Source organism: Geomobilimonas luticola, assembly GCF_018476905.1.
In the GTDB taxonomy this organism is placed as follows: Bacteria; Desulfobacterota; Desulfuromonadia; order Geobacterales; family Geobacteraceae; genus Geomobilimonas; species Geomobilimonas luticola.
The window spans coordinates 1,138,007-1,152,786 of the sequence record NZ_JAHCVK010000001.1; the positions used below are offsets into that span (position 1 = coordinate 1,138,007).

Consider the following 14,780-nt stretch of genomic DNA (forward strand, 5'->3'; position numbering starts at 1 on the left):
GAATTTATTGCCAATTATACGCAGAGCATGTATATAAGAAAAATATATTGTTTTTATGGTTGTTATATAAATATCGAATAGCTCTGACGAGGTACCGCAATCATGGATGTGCGCCAGCTAAAATTCTTTCTGGGTGTGGCTGAATGCGAGAGTTTTACGAAGGCAGCAGAGCAACTACATATAGCTCAACCGGCCCTCAGTATAGCCATCAAAAAATTGGAGGAGGAGTTGGAGGTGCTTTTGTTCAACCGGCGGGACAGAAAAATTTCTTTAACTGCCGAAGGTGAAGCACTGCTACTTCATGCTCAAGGTATTCTAGAGGGGGTCAACAACGCGAAACGGGAGATTGCCGATCTGCGGGGTTTGCTCAAGGGAGAAGTGCGCGTTGGCCTCACCCCAATGTTAAGCAGTTTTTTCTTCCCGAAAATAATCGCATCATTCAAGCATAGTCATCCTGGCCTCAGGATTTCCATTTCTGGTGACAGTGCCTGGAACATTCAGCGAAAAATTGAATCCGGTGAGTTGGATGTCGGAGTTATCTCCGGAGAAGTGCCGGAGTGTTTGGACTCCCACCACCTTTTACGGGAAGAAATCGTTGCGTGCGTGTACCCCGGACACCCCTTTGCCGGGCGTAAAAAGGTTGCGCTGCGCGAACTGCTCAAAGAACCGCTGATTCACTTCAAGGAAGGGTATCACCTGCGCGAGTTGATTGATGAACTACATGTTGGAGAAGGGATAACACCTGTGGTTGTGGCAGAATCAAACTTGTTCACCTTGATCCGAAGTCTGGTTAAGGAGAGATTGGGACTAGCGTTTTTCCTTAAGATGGTGGTAGCACGCGATACCGAAGTAGTCGCCATCTCATCTGAACCGCAACTTTTTATGGATCTCCACATCGCGTGGAAGAAAAATTCGTATCTTTCGAGGGCAAACCGTGCCTTTGTAGATTTTCTTATCCGGGAACTGGATGAGTATTACATGATCACGCAAGCAGCTGGGTCGTTTCCATTACCTTGATCATAGAATTTCAAACCTCACGAAATGGTTTCATGGCTAACGATCCGCCAGAAAAAGCTGGCGGGTAAGATACAACCACTTTTGCATTGATCTGGTCCTTTATCGATGTACGAGCTGTTTCCGTGTGCTGGTAGTGCCACGGGAATATAATTCCAACGCAAAATCGATGCCTGTCTATTCCATAGGATTATCCTGACAATTAGATTGCGTCGAATTTAATCCATTTATTTATTTGTACAGGAGATGTGTATGCCATGAAATGCTCAAGAAGCCGTTGTGGGTTGTGTTCGATAATCAGCAATGAACGGTGCTCGTCTTTTATGAATTGTTCGCTGACCGCGTGATCCAAAAAAGTCGAGAGCCCATTGTAAAATCCAAGCAAGTTAAACAGTGCGCACGGTTTTGAATGTAAACCAAGCTGGGCCCAGGTTAGTACTTCAATTATTTCCTCCATTGTGCCAAGGCCGCCAGGCAAGGCAATGAAACCGTCTGATAATTCTGCCATGAGAGCTTTTCGTTCGTGCATCGAACCTACAATTTTCAACTCAGTCAAAGCGGTGTGGGAAATTTCCTTATCAACAAGACTTTGAGGAATAACCCCGACAACCTTGCCGCCAGCTTCTAATGCGGTGTCAGCAACGGCCCCCATAATGCCGATACTTGCTCCTCCATAAACAATCCCAATATTTTGAGCAACGATTTCACGAACAAGTGAACGAGCACCATCAATATATTCGGGGTCTTTTCCTGGATTGGAACCACAATAAAGGCAGATATTTTTCATTTTGGCATTTTCTCATTATATCAGCTTGTTAGAGTTGTTTTCTGCATACTGCTGGCATGACACGACACTGTCAGTAGCTGTAATTACAAATGATAGTCCCCTGCAGCTTCAGGCTGATAGTGCATGCTCTTTACTTTGAATTTCCTTGTCCCTGCCGGTACCTGCCATTTTATGATATCACCAACTCGGTAGCCAATCATGGCAGTCCCAATCGGGGCAAGCACTGAAATTTTACCACTCTCCAAGTTGGCATCTGTAGGGAAGGCGAGGGTATAAACCAGATCTTCTCCTGTCTCCAAGTCCTGCAGGCAAACACGTGAGTTCATGGTGATCACATCAGGCGGGATGCCGGCAGGAGGCACGACATCTGCCTTGGACAGTTCCTGTTCCAGTTCCTCAAGATGTTTGCCATCACGCGATGATCTGCGGCTTGTATTTTCGATGAGATTTTCAAGACGTTCCAGATCAAAATCCGTGATAAAAATTTGCCTGCTGTTGGCATGTTCTTTCATGATCATACCTCTGAAGTTTTTAGAACTGCTCTTTGTGATGCTTATTGAAACTATTGCCATTGATTGAGATACATAACAACTGGCACGATGGCCCGCGCTCCTTCAACTACCGCGGTACGAGGATTACTGACAACAGTGGTGGTGATGCCGGTTCTTTGTTCCAAATAATTTTTGACGCCGGGAATCAAAGCTCCTCCGCCGGTAAGAGAAATGCCGCTGTCAATGACCTCACACCCCACTTCATGAGGGAGGTCCTGCAAAAACGAATCAATGGTATTGGCGATTTCCTTGAATATCGGTTGAATTGCTGTAGCAGCGAACAAACTGCCTGCGTGTTCGGCCGAGCGAGCGAGCCCGCACCTGTGCAGCACAGTATATCTGCGTACGTACCGCCTATATGGACGTATCCATACTTAGGGCCTTCATTCTCGATAGCTTGGCGCATTCGACCACAGCCAATTTTGATTGCGCTGGTAACAAGAATTTTACTCGATCGAATGACAGCGCAATCCGTAACTCCCTCTCCAATATCAATTACCATCTGAGCATACGGAGAGGAGACGTCAAGGCCTGAGCCGATGGCAGCGGCAAGCGGTTCGGGTATGATTGATACCGAAAAGGCGCCAGCTTTCATAATGGAATCAGTCAGCATTTGCCGCTCTTCGTCTTTCGCGTTGCTGGGTGCGCAGGCCAAAACACATGGTTTTAAAATGCCGAACCGACGTGCCAGCGCAAAAAATGGTTCCAATATACTAGAAACTGCCTCGCCATCCACAACCACTCCATCGCGGAGTGCCCGTTTGCAACCGATCAACGAGGGTCGTTCCGCCAATGATGACTGCCCTGTTGCAATTCGTGTCATTGCAGTCCCAACATCGAGGGCGATATGCTGACGCCAGTGTGTGCTCTTGAACATTGATCTCATGGCTTCTCGTTGATCGGAAGAAACAGCTTACCCGCTGCAATCAATTGCTCCGGCGCTCCCAGCAACAATAAGATATCGTCTGCTTTAAGATCCCACATCGGGTCCGGGTTGGGAACCATTTCCTCTCCGCGCTTTATTACCATTACCGTAGCCCCGGACCGATTTCTGATGGTGCCATGGCTCAGACTCTGCCCTTCCAGAATTGACCCTTTCTGAACCCGGAACGTTGCCAGCTCTGCACCGGACAGATAACCGCTGATTCCCACGGCATGGCTGTGACGCCGGCTCATGGTCCGGAGCATTTCGTAGCCGTCACTGCGGATTTCAGTGATGCATTGCTCAATGTCATCGTGCGGGACAAGATAGTTGCGTAACACCCGTGAGAGAATTTCCACCGATGTTTCAAATTCTTCCGGTACCACCTCGTTGACTCCCAGCTTGTAAAGCGGCTCGACTTCAAGGATGTAACGGGTTCTGACAATGATGTGAATTGCCGGATTGAGTTGCCGCGCAAGTGACGCAATGCTTCTGCTGGCGGCGGCATCCGATATGGCAACGACCATCCCTCGTGCTTTTTCAATGAGGGCATGATTGAGGATTTCAGCCTTCGATGCGTCACCGAAAATTATGTGATGGCCTTTTTTTAACTCCTTTTTCACGGTGTATGGGTTGGTTTCAATGACGACATACGGAACATGCATCTTATTCAACACCCGAGCCAGGTTTTTTCCATTTACGCCATAACCGACAATGATCATGTGATCGTTCAGATCAATCGGTTTTTCATGCCGGGCGAGCACCCCTTTCCCCTTTGTCCAGTTGTGAGGAAGTAATCCGACCACATAATCCGCAAGAGGTGGCGAGAATTTGATGCATAACGGAGTGAGGCTCATAGTTGCAATGGATGCCGCCAGGAATATCTGGTAGAGCTCTTGTGTGAGCAGGCCAGCCTTGATGCCAACCTGGGACAGAACAAAGGAAAACTCGCCGATCTGGGCCAGGCAGAGCGCCGTAATGATGGCTATGCGCATGGGGACGCCCAATGTCATGGCGGCGCCGGTGGTCACCAGCGTTTTGATAATAATGATGGCGGCTACCAGCACCCCTATCTCCAGGGGATACTTCAGCAGGATTGCCGGATCGAGTAGCATCCCCACAGAGATAAAAAACAGGCTCATAAATGCTTCCCGGAACGGGATGATATCGCTCAGCGCCTGGTGGCTGTAGTCCGACTCTGAAATCGCCAGGCCGGCAATAAATGCACCCAGAGCCAGCGAAAGTCCGGCCAGCGAGGTAATCCAAGCCGTGCCCAGGCCGATGACGATGATGCTCAGGATAAAAAGTTCACGGCTGCGTGTCTTGACAACCTGACTGAATATCCAGGGGACCAGGAATCGAGCCCCATAGTGGGCTGCGAGAACCACCATGGTCGCCTTGGCAAGTACGGCCAGCAATCCTTCCACTCCACCGCTGCTGCCGGCCAAAATCGGCGTGAACAGTACCATCGGCACAATGCAAAGATCCTGGAAGATCAGGATTCCCATGGCCATCCTGCCGTGTGGCGAGTCGGCCTGCCCGGAATCAATCAATAGCTTGATGACGATAGCCGTGCTGGAGAGGGCAACCAGAAAACCGAAAAATGCCGCTTCCCTGACCTGATAGCCAAACAACGGCCCTGCAGCAAGCACGGCCAGAATCGTGACCCCTACCTGCAAACCACCACCCCAAAGAAGCAGATGCTTTATCCTCACCAATTCTTTGAGTGACAGCTCTATCCCGATGGTAAAGAGCAGCAGCACCACGCCAATCTCGGCCATTTTCTCTACGTCATGGGAATTTTTGATGACTGCGAGGGCATGGGGTCCCGCCAGTATTCCTGTCACCAGAAATCCGATAATCGAAGGGAACATGAGTTTACGGAACAGCACGACTGTCACCAGTGCGAGACAGAACAGGATCTCAATATCTTTAAGGACTTCATATTCCATTTTGTCGATATCCCCTCTTCAAAGAATGTCCGGCTTACTCCTTGATTTCCTGCCCAGGACTGACAAAAGAGATGCCTTGCCCACCGGTTGCCCCGATCATGACGCACTCGATGATGGGACTGTTCATCATCCTGTCTGAGTTCCATTTGACAATGAAGTTGGCTCCGAACCCGCCGCTGGTGTCTTTCTCCTCTATATGAACGAAGGAAGAAGCCAAAGGACCTAGGATCTGTGGTTTTTCAAGGTAGCGGCGAACCAGTTTGCCGCCCGTGTCGTAATAGTCAATGGCAGTGATCTGAAATGAGGCCGACAGGTCTGTGTTCCTGATGCTCAGCGTCGTGGCCAATTGAAACGGCAGTTTTCTGGGACCGGTAAATACATTGGAGTAGGCAGGCACGTAGACGGTCTGCCCTTTTGATAGCCTGACCTCAGATGATGCCGACCAGCTCGCTTCAGGGGTTGTCAGTAACAAAAGCAAAAGAAATAATATTGACGTTGAGAAGGATATTCGTGGCAGGTATCGCATAGTTTGCTCCTTTTCTAGGAATTTGTGAAATTTATTGGAGTCAGGGTCTTTGAACTGCCGTGTTCATCTCTCGTTTATTGCCAGGGGCTGTCGCTGTCAAGTGATGACAAATCTGATCTACTTTGAATAGGCAAATGACGTACTATCTCGACAGAGCAGGGTGCATAGAGAGCGACGGCCAATGATACCGAGCCAAGCACGAATCGCTTGATTGAACCATAGCCATTTGAGCCGATAACTATCAAATCGGCACTCCACTGTTCCGCTTCGTCGACTATGGCTTCTTTCGGCAACCCTTCCAGTAATCTGGGGGTGACTTGAAGGCCGGGGGCACGTTGAGCCAGGTCATCTACGATTTCACTTAGACGCTTTGCCGCTTCCATCCCCTGTTGTTCCAAAATATCGTCGAAGTTCACAGGGCTATGTGCTGCCTCTTGCATCAGAATATAATCTATGGGAGACAGCACAGTCACTACTCTGACTTCGCTCTCAGGAGGCCAAGGCCGACGACACACTTCATCAACAGCAGCTTCGCTACCAGGTGACCCATCCACAGCAAGCAGAATTCTCATTCCAGCACCATCCTTTCATAATTGATAAACATAGATTCTGTGGGGCGTAAAACTGAAACCTCTCAGGTGTTGAATCACCCGACAATTTGGCTCTGTCCTCTCCCGCTCGTGGTCTATCTTTACATCGGTAGCACCGAGTTTTCCGCAACATGCCGGTCATACATTCATTCGTTTAAGCGAACCGGGCAGCACCCTGCGGCAAGGCACCGCTCTACTTCGGCCAGCAACACTCTGTCTGCCAGCAGATGCAGACGATCGCCAACGCTGATCACCGAACTTCCTCCCGGCACAAGATATTCGCTCCCACGCTGGATATAGACAATTAGCACCCCTGCGGGGAGGCCAAGGTCCACCAGTTGTCTGCCCACCACGGGTGAATCCGGCGATACTGTCACGACGTGCAGGGTGCCAGGAGTTTCCGGCTCATCTGAGAGCAATGATTCCGGCTCGGCTCCGTGCGGAGTTGCTTCGAGCTTCAGCCAGCGGGCCACCAGAGGAATGGACGAACCTTGGAGCAGCGCCGAGGTGAGAACGATGAAAAAGACCATGTTAAAGAGAATTTCTGCCTTACCGATACCTGCCAGCAACGGAAAGGTGGCAAGAACAATGGGGACCGCCCCCCGGAGCCCGACCCACGATATCAAACCTTTCTCCTGCAAAGTGAGCCGTGAGAGTGAGAGTGCGGCGAAGACGCTGACCGGTCTGGCTATCAGCATCAGGAATGCTGCAACCGCCAGACCAGTGGCCACTACCGGCAGCAGGTGGGAAGGGAAAACCTGAAGTCCCAGCACGAGGAACATGGCGATCTGCATCAGCCAGGCCAGTCCGTCGTGAAAGCGGAGCAGGCTCCTTTTCTGGACAAAGGCGCTGTTGCCCATCACCATGCCGGCCAGATACACGGCCAGGAAGCCGTTGGCTTTTGCCAGACTAGCAAGACCGTAAATAAAGGGAACGAGCGTCAACGTCAAGACTGAGTAAAGCCCTTCATAGTCCAGGCGCAGCCGGTTAATGAGGATGACTGACGCCTTGCCGAGCAGGTAGCCCATTGCAGCGCCGGCAGCCATCTGCCAGATAACCATTGGTGCCAGGGAGAGTACGGAGGTGTTCGGTTCGGTCAGCAGCATGACCATGCCCAACGTCAGGAATACCGCCATGGGGTCATTGCTCCCCGACTCCAGTTCTAGTAAAGGCTTCAGGTTGCCCCGCAGATTGACGCCGCGCGAACGAAGCACCGCAAAGACAGCGGCAGCGTCAGTTGAAGAGACGATGGCCCCCAGCAGCAGACCTTCAAACCAGGAAAATTCAAGGGTGATATGGACGAACCAGCCGACAAGCAGGGCGGTCATTGCAACACCGATTGTAGAGAGGACCATTCCTTCGCGAAGGACTGGCCGGACACTGCGCCAGTTGGTGTCCAGGCCGCCGGCGAACAGTATGTAGGCCAGAGCAAAGACCCCCATCGTCTGCACCAAGCGAGGATCATCGAAGTGGATCCCTCCCGGTCCCTCGGAGCCGGCCAGCATGCCGACGGCAAGGAATAGAACCAACGCCGGAATCCCGAGTCGGCTGGAGACCTTACTGGCCAGTATTCCGAGAAGGAGCAGGACTGATCCGGCCAGCATGAGCAGTTCTGTCTGGTCCATTAGCGACTCCTCACCTTATTGAACTCCGTGCATGTCAACGGCACGGCGGCCTTGTCGTTTTCTCCGTTTTCGTTTTCAACCGTTCATCCGCCACTGACCGCGATCATACAAGTGGGGGGCAACTCCCTTCCGTATCCCCTCGATAATGACGGCAATCACACCAGGCATCAGTGTCCAACACAATTCGATCGCACTCAGCGGATGAGTGTGAAAGATTTTGTTGGCTAACGGTAAATAAATTACCAGTAATTGCATCCCCAGTCCGAGTACCATGCAGACCAGCAACCATGGGTTACTGAATATTCCGAGCCGCATAACGCCACGTTCTGTGGAGCGTGCCTGGAATGCGAACAGCCATTCGAACACGACAATTCCTGTAAAGGTGACTGTTTGTCTGATTTCATGGGCAGTCTCACCATCAATACCTACCGGCAACGGGGCATGATGGAAGATCCATGTGAATAGTATGCTCATGGACACGCCAGCTACTACTATCCTCATCAGCATACCGGGGTAGAGCAATCCGACACGGGAGTCGCGTGGCGGTTGCTGCAGCTCGTTACCGACTCCGGGCTCCATGCCCAGCGGAATCGCCACCATCGCTCCGGTGACGAGGTTCACCCAGAGGATCTGGATCGGCTCAAGCGGAGATTCGCCATAAAGAGCCACACTGAGGAACAGGGTCAACAGCTCAGCGCAGCAGGCCAGTAGAAGGAAAAAGGTGACGTTGCGTAGGCGATTGAAGACGATTCGACCCTCTTCGACTCCGGCGACGATGGAGGCGAAATTGTCGTCGGCCAGTACCATGTCCGCCGCCTCCTTGGCCACATCGGTGCCCGTGATCCCCATAGCCACCCCGATGCCCGCCGCCTCCAAGGCCGGCGCATCGTTGACGCCGTCACCGGTCATGGCGGCAATATGGCCATCCCGCTTGAAGGTGTTGACGATGCGCAGTTTATGCAACGGCTCGATGCGGGCGTAGACGTTGTGAGAGCGTGTGTTTACGAGCAATTGCTCGTCGGTCATTGCTTCGATTTCGTGCCCGACCAGGGCCGGGTCGTCCGGTAAGCAGATTCCGAGCTGGGAGGCAATGGCGCGTGCCGTCAGCGGATTGTCGCCGGTGATCATGGCGACGCGGATGCCGGCCTGCTTGCACTGGTGAATAGCCAGTTTCGCCTCTTCACGGGGAGGATCGATCATGCCGACCAAACCGATCAGTACCAGACGGCCTTCAAGGCTTTCCGGCTCCAACTTGCCGAGTTCGACCGGATAGGACGCCACGGCAAGAGCCAATACCCGGAGTGCCTGACTGGCCATGGAACGGTTGGCGGCCAGCACTGCCTCGCGGATCTCATCGGTGATTGGCATCTCCTTGCCTGCCATCACGACGCCGGTGCACATCGGCAGTACTTTTTCAACAGAACCCTTGATATAGGCCATACGCTGGCCATCTTCAGCATGCAGCGTCACCATGAACTGCTTTTCGCTCTCGAACGGGATTTCGTCGAGGCGTGGCTGGACTTCCTCCTGTTCATTCTTGTGCAGACCCGCCTTGCCGGCCACGGCAAGCAGCGCCCCTTCGGTGGGGTCGCCGATGATGTCCCACCCGTTAGCGCCTTGGTCCAGAATCGCATCGTTGCATAATGCGCCGACCCGCAGGACATGCATCAGCTCCTGGTCACCTTCCGGGGCAATCGGTTCGCCATTCAGGTCGAAACTACCTGCAGGCTCATAGCCGCTGCCGCTTACGGATATTTGCCGCCCTCCCGTCCAGATCCCGCGCACTGTCATCTGATTGAGGGTGAGGGTGCCGGTCTTGTCGGAACAAATGATCGTCGCGGTGCCGAGAGTCTCGACTGCCGTCAGCTTGCGGATGATGACATTACGACCGGCCATGCGGTTGACGCAGATAGCCAGCACGACGGTGACAGCGGCGGGGAGCCCTTCAGGGATGCCGGAGACTGCTGCAGCAACGGCCAGCAACAATACCTCGATCCAGCTCATGTCGCGCAGAAGCCCTGCGACCGCAAGCATAACGCAGGCCCCCACCACCACCCAGATCAGGGAATGCCCCAGCTTTTCCACATTTTGCTGCAGAGGGGTTTTATCCCTCTTGGCGCTCCGGATGGCATCGGCGATACGGCCGATCTCCGTATTCATCCCGGTTGAGGTGACGACTGCCACCGCCCTGCCGGAACTGACGGTTGCCCCCATGAACACCATATTCTTGCGGTCGTGTATGGCAGCATCAGGAGCCACCGCCTTGACACTCTTTTCTACCGGCATGGACTCACCGGTGAGAGTTGATTCGTTGACTCTGAAATTGGCGCTGTCCAGCAACCGGGCATCGGCCGCCACCCGGTCACCGGCCTCCAGAACCAGTAGGTCCCCCGGTACTATTTTTACGGCATCCAGCAGCTGTGTCGTGCCGTTGCGCCGGACCTTGGCCTTCGGTGCACTGAGCTTGAGCAGAGCCGCCATGGCCGAACGGGCTTTCATCTCCTGGGCAAAACCGATAATGGCCATGATCAGCAATGCCGCAGCAATAACCAGCGCATCTACCAGCCCCTTCAAATATCCTTTTACGGCAGCCGCACCGATCAGCATGTAGACTAGAGGGTTGGCAAACTGCTCCAGGAAAAGCAGATACCATGGCTCCTGGTCTTTGGCGGCAAGGGTATTGTTCCCAAAGTGAGTCAACCTTTGCCTGACGGCCTCATCATTCAATCCGCCATGACTCCCTCCGCTTTCTCGAAGAACATCCTCGCCAGGCATGGCCCAAGGGACAGTAATTTTATTCATGTGTAGTTTCTCCAGCAGCGGATCTTGATCACTCCCTGTAAAGAGCGCAAGTATTTCGATGCGGGCCAGCGAGTGCCACAGACGCTCTGGCCGCTACACCCGACTCGAAATATTCAACACGTCGATCCTGCATTTCCCGGCTCAGTCGAATTGTTTCCATGAGGACCATTCCGGAAAATTTCAGTTATCCATGACAGCCCCAATTCATTTGCTTACTCATCAATAATCAGTGAGCATGAGTAACTATCCCCCACCAGAGGTGGGGGATTACCTACAGGAATTTACCGTTCAACTGACGGGGAGTTCAACCCTGACGTAACCGTTACTCTCCAGATTAGTCATTATAGTGCTTCATCAATTTTTTTTTTCCAATTCAATAACAATTGGGCTCGCGATGAATATTGAGGAATATGTTGCCACAATAATACCAACAACCAAGGCAAAGGCGAAGTCATGAATCACTTCCCCACCAAAAAGCAGAAGAGAAATTGCAGCGAGAAATGTTGTGAGTGAAGTAATAACCGTACGGGAAAGAACTTCGTTAATGCTTCCATTGAAAACATCTGTTAAAGGTTCACTCAGTTTTTTATGCAGATTTTCCCTTACGTGATCCTTTCATCAATAAATTAATTTCACTACCCGTTGATCGACGTTAAAGGTAGGTCTATCAAAACCTCGGTCCCAAAATGTTTTTTGCTCGATATTCGAATAGCTCCGTCATGCGCCTCAATGATTTTCTTTGAAATCGGTACACCAAAACCAGTCCCTTCATTTTTGGTCGTGTATGTCAATGTGAAAAGATTATCAAGGGTCTCTTGCTCCATCCCCTCTCCATAGTCCTTGATTGTAATCGTCATTTTGTTTTTGTCCGAAGTCGCGGTAACGTTGACCTCTCCTCCATGGCACGAGGCATCTACAGAGTTGTCAATCAGGTTGATCAGCGCCCGTTCCATTTGGTAACTGTCTATATTGCTCAATATAGTTTCCGGCGGTAGGGTCACTATCAGCTTGATCCCTTTCTCTTCCGCTTTCGTCCAGCAAGTTTCACATGCCCGCTGGATACTCTGTCTTAGATCATCTTTTTTCGGATTTAATCGTACAGGTCTGGCAAATTCGAGTACATCATTCACAATTCTTTGCATCACTTGTGCTGATTTCGTGATCGTTAGCGCCGCAAGTGCCGTATCTCCCTTTCCCTCCTGAATTCGTCGAGCAAAACCCTGGATAGATATGAGTGGATTCTTGAGGTCATGCACGATTACAGTTGCGACCTGACCTATGCCGGAAAAATATCTTTCCTGTTCTGTCTGCCGATGTCTTTTCTTCAGGCGATCAACGAGAATACCGACGAGAAGTACGACCAGACCACTGAACACCAGGTGGAGTACCCTGCCAGTCGGTTGCGGCGATGCCGTTGCCCAGGCCCCCACAACGTATGCTGCAGAGACGAAGATATAGGTGGCAAAAGCACCTTTAAAATCAAATCGCAGCACCCCTAGGACCAGCGGAAGGTAATAAAGCTCGCTCAGAACAAAGTAATATGAACCCCACTGTGGCAGCAGCAAATGCAGTACCAGTATTAACGTCGTTACTGATACAATCGCGGTAATCTGAATAGTTTGCTTGTTCATGCTTGCTATCCTCTAAAGAAAAAACAAGTCAGCAGTAGTCGACTGAGAGTCACATTTCATTCCAGAGGCGTCCGAGTGTCCGTTTGAAAGTTGCAACCAGTGAAGAAGGTTGATCTTCTCGCGCAATTACTCCCTGGAGACCATTCAGGACCAACCCGATTCCAGTTGCAAACTGAGGTACGCGGCCATTATCGGTATATATTCTTATGTTCGTCGGCTCGCCAACCCTTACCGGCATGGAGAACATCTGTTCTGCCAATGTATCCATGCCGGTAAGAAGCGAAGAACCACCCGTGAGTACTGCACCGGCTCCAAGTTCGCTTTCGTACCCCGAGCGACTCAACTCTTTGCCAATGATGGTGAAGAGTTCGTGAATCCGGGCCTGGAGGATGGCGCATATACCCCGCCTTGTAACATTCTTATTACGACCGCCTCCGGTCATATTAAGTTCAACCGACGTTTCCTCGTTTAGCATATTTTCTAAACAGCACCCAAAAAGACACTTGACGCGTTCGGCCTCACGTATGCTGACATGCAACCCAACCGCCAGATCATTGGTCAAGTGGTTTCCAGCAACCGGGATCACCGAAGTATGTCGAACCTTTCCACCAGAGAATATGGCAATATCGGTAGTGCCGCCGCCGATATCAATAAGAACCACTCCCAAATCGCGCTCTTCCGGCATCAGCACAGCCTGTGCAGATGCCAGAGGCTGAAATACGATTCCATCCACTGACAATTCAGCCTTTCCACAGGCATTTACGATGTTGGCAATGCTTGTGGATGCTGCCGAAACAAGATGCACACGAGCCTCTAGTCTCTCTCCACTCATCCCCAAAGGTTGTTCGATTCCAGCGTATGCATCAACGATGAATTCCTGAGGAATGACATGCAGCGTTTCACGACCATCAAGCAACGGTACTGCCTGAGTCGCTGCAATAACCCGCTGTACATCAATCTGACCAACCTCACGCCCCTTGAGCATCACCATGCCGGTGGAGTTTTGGCCGCGAATAAACTTGTCAGCAATCCCCACCACCGCACTTTTTATACTATGCCCGGACATGAGTTCAGCCTCTTTGACCGCACTGCGAATGGACATTGCCGTGTCATCGATGTTAATCACAAATCCTTTGCGCAACCCATGGGTCTGACATTGGCCAATGCCAAGAAATTTAACGTATCCGCTACATTCCAACCCCACCACAGCGCATATCTTGCTTGTCCCCACATCCAACCCAACAATTATCTTTTCATTCTCATGCTGCATCATGACTCCGCTCTTTTGGTCAGGTACTCATTGAATTTGGATGCTAAACTGATCCTTACAACGAATCAACAAACTCAAAGCACCTCGTAATTCACCATCTAATACATAGAAATTTGCAGAGCAGCCAATCGAGATTGACTCTTTTTACGCGAAATTCAACCAAAATCGTCATTCGTTACTCTCCAAACAAGTCATTTTATTGTTTGAATCACTTTTTCTGATTTCTAATTCAATAACAATTGGACTCGCGATGAATATTGAGGAATATGTTGCCACAATAATGCCAACAACCAGGGCAAAGGCGAAGTCATGAATCACTTCCCCACCAAAAAGCAGAAGAGAAATTGCAGCGAGAAATGTTGTGAGTGAAGTAATAACCGTACGGGAAAGAACTTCGTTAATGCTTCCATTGAAAACATCTGTTAAAGGTTCACTCAGTTTTTTATGCAGATTTTCCCTTATCCGGTCGAAAACCACCACGGTGTCTGTCAATGAATAGCCGGCAATTGTCAGAACTGCAGTGACAAAGAGAAGATTTATTTCTTTGTTAAGCAAGTAAAACACCGCAACCATGGCCAATACGTCGTGAAGTGTGGCAAGCGTGGCGCCTACGCCGAATTTGAAATCAAAGCGCCAGGCAATGTACAGGATGATTCCCAACAGTGAGATCCCAACCGCGATCAAGGTGTCCTGTTTCAGTTTGTCACCAATGGATGGGCCAATCTCGGTAGAACTTTCCACAATAAAGGCATTCTCCGGAAATTCCTTCGTGAAAACGCCCTTTATTGTTTCCGCAACGTTTCCCGATGCCAATGTAGTTTTACCCACCTTGATGAGTAATCTGTTCGTGTCTTTAACTTCCTGCAGATTGGCCTCTTTTAGATTGTTATTCGCCAAGACAAGCCTGGCCTTATCAATAGGAACCGGTTGATTAAAGTTGAGCTGGACGGAAGTTCCGCCTGAAAAATCAATCCCCATATTAGCTGCGTTACGTGCTATCTGGACAATGCCAATAACGCCGATAATCGCGATTATCGCTGAAATAACGAAAGATATCTTCCTCTTGCCGATAAAGTCTATATTGGTCTTTTTTATGAGTTGCATCGCTGC

The 14,780-nt window shown here is 50.8% G+C and carries 12 protein-coding genes and 2 pseudogenes; 1 reads left to right on the forward strand and 13 read right to left on the reverse strand.

Features of this window, described 5'->3' with window-relative positions:
- Window positions 1-102: 102 nt before the first annotated feature.
- The gene (locus KI810_RS05305) at window positions 103-1,017 is read left to right on the forward strand and encodes a LysR family transcriptional regulator (protein ID WP_214174410.1); all 915 of its coding nucleotides are present in this window, start codon (window positions 103-105) and stop codon (window positions 1,015-1,017) included.
- A 199-nt stretch (window positions 1,018-1,216) separates the two neighbouring features.
- On the opposite strand, the gene KI810_RS05310 is transcribed toward KI810_RS05305, so the two are convergent.
- The 13 genes and pseudogenes from KI810_RS05310 to secF form a co-directional block, all read right to left on the reverse strand.
- A complete protein-coding gene (locus KI810_RS05310; RefSeq protein ID WP_214174411.1) occupies window positions 1,217-1,801 on the reverse strand; it encodes an LOG family protein in 585 nt (194 codons plus the stop codon).
- 83 nt (window positions 1,802-1,884) lie between these two features.
- Window positions 1,885-2,313 (reverse strand): nucleoside diphosphate kinase regulator, encoded by a 429-nt coding sequence (gene rnk, locus KI810_RS05315; protein WP_214174412.1) that lies wholly within the window; start codon window positions 2,311-2,313, stop codon window positions 1,885-1,887.
- A 50-nt stretch (window positions 2,314-2,363) separates the two neighbouring features.
- Complete coding sequence (locus KI810_RS17275; protein ID WP_246525156.1) at window positions 2,364-2,636, reverse strand: rod shape-determining protein; 273 nt, start codon at window positions 2,634-2,636, stop codon at window positions 2,364-2,366.
- A gap of 161 nt (window positions 2,637-2,797) precedes the next feature.
- Window positions 2,798-3,238: pseudogene (locus KI810_RS17280) on the reverse strand (rod shape-determining protein); the annotation flags it as partial.
- A complete protein-coding gene (locus KI810_RS05325; RefSeq protein WP_214174413.1) occupies window positions 3,235-5,226 on the reverse strand; it encodes a monovalent cation:proton antiporter family protein in 1,992 nt (663 codons plus the stop codon). The pseudogene KI810_RS17280 and the gene KI810_RS05325, both read right to left, overlap by 4 nt.
- Before the next feature lie 34 nt (window positions 5,227-5,260).
- Window positions 5,261-5,752 (reverse strand): DUF3124 domain-containing protein, encoded by a 492-nt coding sequence (locus KI810_RS05330; protein ID WP_214174414.1) that lies wholly within the window; start codon window positions 5,750-5,752, stop codon window positions 5,261-5,263.
- 74 nt (window positions 5,753-5,826) lie between these two features.
- Window positions 5,827-6,324, reverse strand: coding sequence for a universal stress protein (locus KI810_RS05335; RefSeq protein ID WP_214174415.1), 498 nt, complete (start codon window positions 6,322-6,324; stop codon window positions 5,827-5,829).
- 164 nt (window positions 6,325-6,488) lie between these two features.
- Window positions 6,489-7,967 carry a potassium/proton antiporter gene (locus KI810_RS05340; RefSeq protein ID WP_214174416.1) on the reverse strand — a complete coding sequence of 493 codons (1,479 nt, stop codon included), beginning with the start codon at window positions 7,965-7,967 and terminating at the stop codon, window positions 6,489-6,491.
- A gap of 75 nt (window positions 7,968-8,042) precedes the next feature.
- Window positions 8,043-10,769, reverse strand: a complete 2,727-nt coding sequence (locus KI810_RS05345) for a cation-translocating P-type ATPase (RefSeq protein ID WP_214174417.1) — start codon at window positions 10,767-10,769, stop codon at window positions 8,043-8,045.
- Between the two features lie 354 nt (window positions 10,770-11,123).
- Window positions 11,124-11,381, reverse strand: a pseudogene (locus KI810_RS05350) (protein translocase subunit SecF); the annotation flags it as partial.
- 23 nt (window positions 11,382-11,404) lie between these two features.
- Window positions 11,405-12,400, reverse strand: coding sequence for a sensor histidine kinase (locus tag KI810_RS05355; protein ID WP_214174418.1), 996 nt, complete (start codon window positions 12,398-12,400; stop codon window positions 11,405-11,407).
- Between the two features lie 49 nt (window positions 12,401-12,449).
- A complete protein-coding gene (gene ftsA, locus KI810_RS05360) occupies window positions 12,450-13,673 on the reverse strand; it encodes a cell division protein FtsA (protein ID WP_214174419.1) in 1,224 nt (407 codons plus the stop codon).
- A gap of 165 nt (window positions 13,674-13,838) precedes the next feature.
- Complete coding sequence (secF, locus tag KI810_RS05365) at window positions 13,839-14,774, reverse strand: protein translocase subunit SecF (RefSeq protein WP_214174420.1); 936 nt, start codon at window positions 14,772-14,774, stop codon at window positions 13,839-13,841.
- Window positions 14,775-14,780: the final 6 nt, after the last annotated feature.